Genomic DNA, 8,740 nt, shown 5'->3' on the forward strand with positions numbered 1-8,740 from the left:
GTAAAGCCATGCATTATGTAGAAATCGCCATGGGTATAATTCTGATCATTGTCGGGATCATGCTTTTTTCGGGAACCTTTGAATTGCTCGCTCGCTACGGCACATTTGTAGATTTTGGGCTGTAGAGAACTAATGGTTGATCTAACGCTTTATACGAGAAAAAATTGCCATCTTTGTGATGTAACCAGGGAAGATCTCGCGTCTCTCCAGGAGCAATACCCCCATCGTCTTATCGAAGTGGATATAGATGCCGATCCCTCACTTGTAACGACCTATGGCGAAAAAATTCCTGTGGTTGAAGTTGGACCCTACAGTCTCAGCGCACCCATCGACCGAAAAGATTTGGCGATGACCATCGGAGCTGCCATTGATCGCGAGGAACAACTTGAAAAAGTAGGCGATGAAGGATACCGAAGGCGGTCCAAGCGTGGGCAAACTGTTTCAGGTGGGGATAAATTCTCATTCTGGTTCTCCCGCCAGTACATGCTGGTTTTCACCTTGCTTCTCTTCCTTTATGTTGGCCTCCCTGTCCTTGCTCCGGTTCTAATGAAGGCAGGTGCTACAGGCCCTGCCAGTATTATTTACAAAATGTACAGCCCTCTTTGTCATCAATTTGGTTTCCGCTCATTCTTTCTGTTCGGAGAGCAGCCTTATTATCCCCTCCGTGAAACGGGATTGACCGGAGGAGAGACAGGCCTTGTGGATTTTGAGTCCGCAACCGGGATTTTTCATTTGCATGAGGCCAATGGGAATGCCCGCTGGGAAGCACGCGCCTATCGGGGTAGCGCAGAGGTTGGTTATAAAATGGCGCTCTGTGAACGAGATATGGCAATTTATGGTGCCATGTTTCTTTTTGCACTCATTTTCTGGATTACCGGACGCCGCATTCCACCCTTACACTGGATCTTTTGGTTGCTGATTGGGATCGGGCCAATTGGCCTGGATGGCTTCTCTCAACTAATTGGTCAATTCGAACTTCCGGCGCTGGCCTCCATCCTTCCTTACCGCGAAAGCACACCTTTCCTGCGCACGCTCACTGGTTTTCTTTTTGGTCTTATGACCGCATGGTTTAGCTTCCCTTATGTTGAAGAAAGTATGCGCGAGACACGCCAAATTTTCATCAAAAAAAATGCCATAGTTAAAGCAATGGACTAGATCATGCCATTTATTGAGAAAAATGGTATTCGATATTTCCAGTTCGAAAATTTTCCCGATATAGTGACTCATGCGATTTTCACGCGTCAGGGTGGGGTAAGCCCTGTGCCATGGGATTCTCTTAATGTTGGCGGAACTGTGGGGGATGATCTGGCAAATGTGCGAAAAAACCGCATTCGCTCGTTTCGCGTGCTGGGACGAGACACCGAATCTATTTTCGACGTTTGGCAGGTTCACGGTACCGCAGTATCTTTCGCCAGTGAACCGCGTCAGCCAAATGAGCACGAAGACAAAGCGGATCTCATCTTTACGGATCGACCTGAGGTAAGTCTGTTTATGCGATTTGCCGACTGCACACCTCTCCTTTTTGTCGATGCGAGTCGGGGTGTAATTGGCATAGCCCATGCCGGTTGGATGGGAACCGTGCGCGGAGTCGCAACCGCAGCGGTTAACGCAATGCGAGAGAAATATGGCTCAAAGCCTGAAAATATTCAGGCGGCGATCGGCCCCTCGATTGGCCCCGATCATTACGAAATTGGGGAAGATGTTATTCAGCAGGTCCATGATGCCTTTGGTAAGGACGCTGAATCCCTTCTGCCCGAAGTGGGCGAACGCAGACATTTCGATATGTGGGCTGCAAATCGTATCCAGTTGGAAAGAGCGGGTGTTGACCATATCGAAAGCGCAAATATTTGCACGGTCTGTCATCCCAAAGACTGGTTCTCTCATCGTGGCGAAAAAGGGAAAACGGGGCGCTTTGGTGCCTTGATCGGATTGAATGGGTAGAATGTATAAGGCCAACCTGAGTATGATCAGGTTTCCTAAAAGACCAGGAGAAAACTATTGTGGTTGACGATTCTATCGTTGAATTAATTCGCGAACGTTATATTAAGATCCAAGCGCAGATTGTGGAAGCTGCCCGCATCGCTGGACGGGTTCCAGAGTCTGTTCAATTACTTGTCGTGACGAAGAAGCAGCCTGTCTCGGTCATTGAAGCGGCTATCGCCGCAGACGTGAAAATATTCGGGGAAAATTATCCAGAAGAAGCTGTAAGTAAACAGCAAGTTCTCAAGATTGGAAATAAGGTAGAATGGCATATGATCGGTCACGTGCAGAGCCGAAAGGCGCGCCTGGTGGCTGAGCATTTTGCCCTTTTACATTCCCTGGATAGCTTAAAGCTTGCCCGTCGACTTGATCGTTTTGCTGCCGAATTTGGGCGCAAACTTCCCGTTTTACTGGAGTTTAATGTCGGTGGGGAGGGGAGCAAGTTCGGCTGGCAAGCCTCAGATGAATCTCTCTGGGACAATTTTCTTCCCGATCTGGAAGCTCTGCTTGCCTTGGAAAATCTTGAAGTTCAGGGGTTGATGACAATGCCCCCCTTTTTTGGAGATGCGGAATTGGCTCGCCCATATTTTCGTCAGCTTCGGGGGTTGCGGGATTACCTTTCAGTCCTGTATCCGCAAGTTAAATGGGAGCAACTATCCATGGGGACGAGCGGTGATTTCCAGGTTGCTATAGAAGAAGGGGCAACTATTGTCCGGGTGGGTCAGGCCATTCTCGGATCTCGCCCAGTTTAATTTTGGAGGATTAATGATCGTTATTTTGATCAACTTGATAAATATCGCAGCACAACTTCTGGTTTTGTTGCTTATTGCATCGGTTGTGTTATCATATTTTATGTCCCCGTTCCACACGGTGAGGCAAACCATCGATCGGATTATCAATCCGATGCTGATGCCAATCAGGCAGGTTGTACCGTTGGTGGGGATGTTTGATCTGAGTCCTTTGATCTTATACTTTTTGATCAGGGCAATATCCTGGGCTCTGATCAATTTTTTGTCCGCATTGCTTTGAGGTGAATGATGGTTTCTCGTAAATATAAATTGCATGACGGCAAGGTAGGTTCGGCATTGGCTATACGGCTAACCTCACAGGCTGGTCAAAACGCTATTGCAGGAATAATGGAAAACGGAACAGTTAAAGTCCATGTAACTGCGGCGTCCGAAAATGGGGATGATAATGAAGCACTGATACAATTGCTCGCAGATGTATTGAGTGTTCCAAAATCAAAGGTGGCTGTTGTTGCTGGAAATACAGGACGTGACAAGATACTTTCTGTGTTAGGCCTGGACGCGATTACTATGACGAGGTTAATTCGTAAGAGTCTTGATTAGCTGAAACAGTGGCCATTGAACTGCTACATAACAAAGACCTGATCTTAATAATCAGGTCTTTTCTTTATAAAACAAAGCACAGATTTACAAAGAACCTATCCAAAAATTCTTTTGTTTTAATGGCTTCAGCCGAAAAGAGCGACCAAAGTCGCCACTACGGGATAATTTTAGGGTGGATATTAGGGCGAATTGCCATAAATTGATTTGTAAATATTATATGTTTCATATATCGCCCTGATATAGTTCCTTGTTTCGGTAAAACGGGTGCTTTCGAGAAGCAAGTCCGGATCACCATTAGAGAGGGCCTGCCATTCTATGGCGTTACCAGGGCCGCCATTATAGGCAGCAAGGGTGGCGTACAGATCGCCGTTCAATAAATCGCGGTTGCTCTCAAGGTACCATGTCCCGAATCTAACACTGACAATGGGGCGATAAAGATCTTCGGCAGAATATTCTCTGGGCCAATTTTGTGAACTGGCGATATTTGCGCCTGTTTTAGGCATGATTTGCATCAAGCCTCGTGCACCAACAGCCGAATCGACAAATCCCTCAAAGACACTTTCCCACCGCACGACGCTGTAAATGAAGAGGGGATGAAAGTCATTTTCAATTGCGGCCGCCTCAACGAGGTCGCTGTAGTAGGTTCCGTAGCGGATATGGCTAAAATAAATCGGCGCGTGAAGCGATTCCGCGTGGGTGTCCATTCCAGCTAAATCTAAAACCTGTCGCGCGGCGAAGATGGCAGGACGATAAAGGCCCAAATCGAGCATGTAATTTGCCAGCCGGAAGCTATCTTCCGCGCTCTCACTCACATCTGCACGCAGACTTTCGAACTCGGAGCGGGCTTCATTGTTGAGGCCCATTTCCCAGAACTCCCGACCTCTTTGGAGACGAATGTCCTGGAGAAGAGGTCCGGGGTCATCAAGGTTGGTATCCGGAGGCAGGTTGAAGGTGATCCTGAGCCAGGAGGCGGCCTCAGCCCGCTCTGTGGCGAGGTCCATTTGGGGGTAGTAAATAAAGGGGAGGGAGAATGGCTCGGTACTTATTAAAAGATCACGGGCTCGTTCACTATAGTACCCCGTCGGATCGGCAGATTGTGCCTGTTGCCAGGCATCCCTTGCAAATTCTTCCTCACCTAAAATTTTCTGGGATTTTCCAATCCACAGATAAATGCGGGCTTGATCCTCAGCTGCAGAGGTTGAAAGAAGTAAGCCCCTTTGAAAGAAGGTTAGGCCTTGCGCATAGTCACTATTTCGGTAAGATACAATTCCGGCCAGGAATAACGCTTCAGGAGCGAGATTGCTTCCTGGATATTCATCTGCAAGGCGTAACCAAAGGTCCATAGCCTCATCGGTTTCATCGTTTCGCTCCATCAGACGGGCAGCATCCATCAAAAGGCGAGGGGCCTCAGGATGCCCTGGTACTGCATAAACAAAATCGAGCAGGGTTTGTTTGCCAGCCTGAAGCTGATTGAGATCAGACCATTGGGTATAAGATTTCTCCTCCCAGGCATCCACCCAATACCGATGTTCCGGGTATTTATCAATAAATTCACTCCATGCGGCAACTTCCTCATCATAACGCCCGAGTGCATAGAGAGTTTTAGCGCGATAATATTGTGCTGAACCATCGCTTTCGGGATTTGCGGAAATATAGCGGTCAAAAGCGAGCAGGGCAACATCATATTGGTCTGCTGCATAGTCCGTCAACCCACGGTTGAAATCATCCACGGGGATGTTTGCTGCAACCAACTCTATCAGGGCAATATAAGAGTGATAGGCCAGAGGGTAATTTTCAACACTGTGCAAATAGCGTGCGTAGCCACTTTCTGTTTCACCAAGCATCAGGTGGGCAAAGCCGGCAAAATAATCCATCTGTGCTTTGATGAAATCGTTATTGCTTTGCTCTGTGATTGAATCGTAATCTGCAAGCGCGCCTGAATAATCTCCCATTGCGGCTTTGCTGGTAGCGATCTTTACCTCTAAATTGATTCCGTCATCGAGGCGTGATGCCTGGTGAGCGGCTTGATAGGCGTCAAGCGCGCCTGAAAAATCTCCCATTTCAACAAATGAATCTCCACGTAATTCCTCAACATAATATTCTAACAAGCCTGGTCGTAAATTGAGATAAGCAGCATAGGATTCAACAGCTGCCTGGTGACGGTTAATGCTTGCGTTTGCTTTACCTGCTATAAAATGCGCATAAGCAAGAAAAGGCGATTCGGGGTACTCAGTAGAAAGTTGTTCTGCAAAAGCGACTGCTTCATAGGGGTGTTCGTCTTCATAGTTGACGCGAACCAATCCCCAAAGTGCGGCCGAGCGGAGCTGATTATCTGAAGATGAATTGACGACGGTTTGAAATTCTGCGCGAGCAAGATCGTAATCTCCGTTGCCGAGCGCCTGTTCTCCATTGTGGACGCGGGCCAGGGGGATTAACGTCGGAATTGGGGATGGGGTAATCGTCGGTGTAGGGGAGGGTGTGATGCTTGGAGATGGAGTCAGGCTGGGAGTCGCGGTTGGTCCCAGAATCGAGTTGGGACTGAAATTACACGCGCTTAGCAGGGCAAGAATCCATAGTCCAGGCAAGAGTTTTTTGACATTCATGGCCTCCCTTATAATGGGAAACGTGTGCGCTGTCAATGAGATGAACTGAAAGATTCTTCGCATGTCAGTTCCTTGTCTAAAAATCCGGCAAGGCTTTCTCTGATATAATTTGCGCTGCTATCAGTGATAGTACTAATCTCCACAATAATAGAGGTTTTATGCAAGATAATTTAACCATCAAAGAAATTGACGAAGTAGTTGAAGCGATTCGCGCACGTGTAGAAACCAGGCCACGTATAGGAATGATCCTGGGTTCAGGATTAAATGGATTGGCGGAATCGGTTGAAAATGCAGTCTCAATTTCTTTTGGTGACCTGCCTCATTGGCCTGTTTCTACTGTAAAAGGACATGCAGGCCGTCTTGTAATTGGTCAACTTGAAGGTCAGGATGTCTTTGTGCTGCAAGGGCGTATCCATTTTTACGAAGGCTATACCATGAGCCAGGTCACCTTGCCGGTACGCGTTATGCAGCGCCTGGGCGCAGAAATAATGATCGTAACAAACGCTGCCGGTGGGATTGCAGATGCCCATCAACCTGGCGATATAATGCTGATCACTGACCATATTAACTTCCCTGGGTTGGTTGGAAATAGTCCGTTGCATGGGCAAAACCTCGATGATTTTGGTCCTCGTTTCCCGGATATGACCCAGGCCTATGATCCAGAATTACTTGATCTTGCTCGGAAAATAGCCAAAGAAGAAAATGTTCCCTATCACGAGGGTGTCTATATCGGATTGAGTGGGCCATCTTTTGAAACCCCCGCAGAACTTCGTTTTCTCAAGATGATTGGCGCTGATAGTGTGGGTATGTCCACGGTCACCGAAGTTTCAGTAGCCCGTCATGGGGGGATGCGTGTTCTTGGGCTTTCTGGCATCAGCAATAAGGCCCATACACAGATTTCGTTTGTTGCCACCCATGAAGATGTTCTCGAAGCGGGAAAGATGATTGTTCCAAAAATGGAAACCATTATTCGCGGTATTCTGCGCGAAATTTAGATATAGGTGTCATATTAGCTCCTTATCCATGATTGCCAATGCCGAGGCTCCACCTTATCCTGATTTGGGGGTTTCCTCTGAGTTAGGTCCTAATATAGAATCACAAATGAGATCTGCATGATAGCCGTTTATGATTTTCTCTCAACCTATGAGGGCCTGTTCTATTTTATCCTCTTCCTGGGAGGGATTTTCATTGCGCGCTGGCTATTCCGTTCCCGGAAAACCTGGCGCGGGGCGATTTTTGGTTTGGAACGCGAGATCTCCAAGCGACGCTTTGCCCGCGCCCTCGCTTTCGCATTGACCTGGTTTGCACTCTTTTTAGGCGTGTTTATCATCGTTTCTTTTATTATTCCTTCAATCCCTCCCTCAGCTTTTATCCCCACTCCTACAGTTGATTTGCTGGTTACTCCCACCGGAATTATTTCAGCAGAAATGGCTGCCACGATTGAAGCACGTCCTGCTCCTCAGGCTGAAAATTTTAGCGAGGGTTGTATCCCTGGTGAATTGATTGTCGATTCACCCATCCCAGGCCAGGAATTGAGCGGAATTGTTGAATTGGTTGGCACTGTCGATATTCCGAAATTTGGCTTTTATAAATTCGAAGTGTCTCCCCTTGGAGAAGAAAATTGGGCAACAATTTATGCTGGTCGAGATGTAGTAAATGACGATGTCCTGGGGCGAATTGATACAGCTGAGTTAACCCCTGGTGATTATCACCTGCGATTGGTACTTGTAGATAATCTGGGAGAAACTCTCCCTCCTTGTCTGGTTCAGATTCGTGTTATAGGTCAAGAATAATGAATATGGAAAAAAGAATAAATCTGAAAATTAGATCAGCAGTTTCGACAGATATTGTCAGACTTGTTGGTTTGGATCATACTTGCAGCAGTGATTATGTATGGCAATTGGACTTGCAGCAGAAATCAGAAGAAATTATTACCAGCTTGCGAGAGGTTCGTTTGCCTCGTTCTATGCGAACAAAATACCCACGTGATCATTTTTCTCTGGCAGATGAGTGGAATATAAACTCCCGGACCTTTGTTGCGGTACATGATGGAGTCGCATTGGGTTATATCCGATTGTTGGAGCAGGTAACTTCACAAGCCGTTTGGATCCTTGACCTTGTTGTCGGAACGGAAGCACGTCGAGAGGGAGTCGCGACCGCACTGATTCAATATATTGAATCATGGTCACTCAAGCGTAATAATCGCCAGCTTTTTATTGAGATGTCTTCAAAAAACAATCCAGCAATTAAGCTGGTGAAAAACCAGGGCTTTGCTTTCAGCGGGTATAATGACCATTATTATGCCACTCAGGATGTTGCCCTTTTCTTTGGCAAGATCTTGAAATAAAATTATTCTTATTGTGGTTCTCTTTTGTGGAGTCACTGCATGTTTAACGGTTGGATAAACAATTTATTATTGGGGATACGAGTGGTCAACGAGATATTGACGGCCGGGGTTGCGATCACAGCCTTTTCGTTATTTCTTTATGCTTTAACATTTAATTTACGCAACCGGGTGGCGCGCTCTTTTGCCGTCATCATGCTCTGCGTTGTTATCGTATTTACTGCAGAGTCAATGCAAAATAAATCTGTGCCAGATTGGGGTTATGAATTATTGTTGCAGATTCAATGGTTTGGAATTGTTTTTCTTCCAGCGGCATATCTTCAACTCTCCGATGCGTTGCTTGTCACTGCCGGGAGACCCTCACGTGGACGCAGGAGAATAGCGGTTCGTCTGATCTATCTTGTCTCGGGTGGATTTTTACTCTTGTTGGGATACGGTTTCTTACTCGGCGATTTCATTGCCCA

At 46.9% G+C, this 8,740-nt stretch carries 9 protein-coding genes and 1 pseudogene; 9 read left to right on the forward strand and 1 reads right to left on the reverse strand.

The features are described from left to right. The first annotated feature begins 132 nt into the window (after positions 1-132). From AC3DOM_RS00755 to AC3DOM_RS00775, 5 genes are read left to right on the forward strand one after another with little or no spacing between them, the layout of a single operon-like run. Positions 133-1,155: a DUF2085 domain-containing protein gene (locus tag AC3DOM_RS00755; protein ID WP_487917107.1), complete on the forward strand. Its 1,023-nt coding sequence runs from the start codon at positions 133-135 to the stop codon at positions 1,153-1,155. A 3-nt stretch (positions 1,156-1,158) separates the two neighbouring features. Beyond that, the gene (gene pgeF / locus AC3DOM_RS00760; protein WP_487917108.1) at positions 1,159-1,941 is read left to right on the forward strand and encodes a peptidoglycan editing factor PgeF; all 783 of its coding nucleotides are present in this window, start codon (positions 1,159-1,161) and stop codon (positions 1,939-1,941) included. A 59-nt stretch (positions 1,942-2,000) separates the two neighbouring features. After that, the gene (locus AC3DOM_RS00765) at positions 2,001-2,732 is read left to right on the forward strand and encodes a YggS family pyridoxal phosphate-dependent enzyme (protein WP_487917109.1); all 732 of its coding nucleotides are present in this window, start codon (positions 2,001-2,003) and stop codon (positions 2,730-2,732) included. Between the two features lie 13 nt (positions 2,733-2,745). Further along, on the forward strand, positions 2,746-3,009 hold the full coding sequence (locus AC3DOM_RS00770; protein ID WP_487917110.1) for a YggT family protein: 264 nt from the start codon (positions 2,746-2,748) through the stop codon (positions 3,007-3,009). 8 nt (positions 3,010-3,017) lie between these two features. Next, a complete protein-coding gene (locus AC3DOM_RS00775; protein WP_487917111.1) occupies positions 3,018-3,329 on the forward strand; it encodes a DUF167 domain-containing protein in 312 nt (103 codons plus the stop codon). Positions 3,330-3,508: 179 nt separating this feature from the next. On the opposite strand, the gene AC3DOM_RS00780 is transcribed toward AC3DOM_RS00775, so the two are convergent. Then, the gene (locus tag AC3DOM_RS00780) at positions 3,509-5,932 is read right to left on the reverse strand and encodes a transglycosylase SLT domain-containing protein (protein ID WP_487917112.1); all 2,424 of its coding nucleotides are present in this window, start codon (positions 5,930-5,932) and stop codon (positions 3,509-3,511) included. A 176-nt stretch (positions 5,933-6,108) separates the two neighbouring features. Here AC3DOM_RS00780 and AC3DOM_RS00785 point away from each other — a divergent pair, with 176 nt between their 5' ends. The 4 genes and pseudogenes from AC3DOM_RS00785 to AC3DOM_RS00800 form a co-directional block, all read left to right on the forward strand. Continuing rightward, positions 6,109-6,927 (forward strand): purine-nucleoside phosphorylase, encoded by an 819-nt coding sequence (locus AC3DOM_RS00785; protein ID WP_487917142.1) that lies wholly within the window; start codon positions 6,109-6,111, stop codon positions 6,925-6,927. Between the two features lie 117 nt (positions 6,928-7,044). After that, entirely contained in the window at positions 7,045-7,725 is a 681-nt protein-coding gene (locus AC3DOM_RS00790) for a class I SAM-dependent methyltransferase (RefSeq protein WP_487917113.1), read from the forward strand. A 5-nt stretch (positions 7,726-7,730) separates the two neighbouring features. Next, positions 7,731-8,279 (forward strand): GNAT family N-acetyltransferase, encoded by a 549-nt coding sequence (locus tag AC3DOM_RS00795; protein WP_487917114.1) that lies wholly within the window; start codon positions 7,731-7,733, stop codon positions 8,277-8,279. A gap of 39 nt (positions 8,280-8,318) precedes the next feature. Next, positions 8,319-8,740 (forward strand): annotated as a pseudogene (locus tag AC3DOM_RS00800) (hypothetical protein); the annotation flags it as partial.

Source organism: Candidatus Desulfolinea nitratireducens, from assembly GCF_982879505.1.

Coding starts and splice junctions, on each gene's coding strand:
- AC3DOM_RS00780 (WP_487917112.1), bottom strand. CDS start 5,932: ATGAATGTCAAAAAACTCTTGCCTGGACTATGGATTCTTGCCCTGCTA.
- AC3DOM_RS00755 (WP_487917107.1), top strand. CDS start 133: ATGGTTGATCTAACGCTTTATACGAGAAAAAATTGCCATCTTTGTGAT.
- AC3DOM_RS00790 (WP_487917113.1), top strand. CDS start 7,045: ATGATAGCCGTTTATGATTTTCTCTCAACCTATGAGGGCCTGTTCTAT.
- pgeF (WP_487917108.1), top strand. CDS start 1,159: ATGCCATTTATTGAGAAAAATGGTATTCGATATTTCCAGTTCGAAAAT.
- AC3DOM_RS00775 (WP_487917111.1), top strand. CDS start 3,018: ATGGTTTCTCGTAAATATAAATTGCATGACGGCAAGGTAGGTTCGGCA.
- AC3DOM_RS00795 (WP_487917114.1), top strand. CDS start 7,731: ATGGAAAAAAGAATAAATCTGAAAATTAGATCAGCAGTTTCGACAGAT.
- AC3DOM_RS00770 (WP_487917110.1), top strand. CDS start 2,746: ATGATCGTTATTTTGATCAACTTGATAAATATCGCAGCACAACTTCTG.